The 305-nt window shown below is 71.8% G+C and carries 1 pseudogene; it reads left to right on the top strand.

The features are described from left to right. Positions 1-305 (top strand): annotated as a pseudogene (locus C0541_RS20540) (adhesin); the annotation flags it as partial.

The raw sequence follows: 305 nt of genomic DNA, 5'->3' as shown, positions 1-305 counted from the left end.
TCAGTGCGGCCTCGGGCACGGCGATCGGCCAGGGCGCACGGGTCAGCGCACAAGGTGCGGTGGCCGTGGGCCAGGGCTCGGTCGCCGATCGCGCCAACACGGTGTCGGTGGGCAGCGTCGGCGGCGAGCGGCAGGTGGCCAATGTGGCGGCCGGCACGCGTGCCACCGACGCGGTCAACAAGGGCCAGCTGGACAACGGCGTTGCCGCGGCCAACAGCTATACCGACAGCCGCTACAGCGCGATGGCCGACAGCTTCGAGACCTACCAGGGCGACATCGAGGACCGTCTGCGCCGGCAGAACCGC

The sequence above is a fragment of the Xanthomonas arboricola genome (genome assembly GCF_003353015.1).
Lineage (GTDB): Bacteria > Pseudomonadota > Gammaproteobacteria > Xanthomonadales > Xanthomonadaceae > Xanthomonas > Xanthomonas arboricola_E.
The sequence above is the reverse complement of the archived record's forward strand: the minus strand, read 5'-3'. Positions and strand labels throughout refer to the sequence as shown.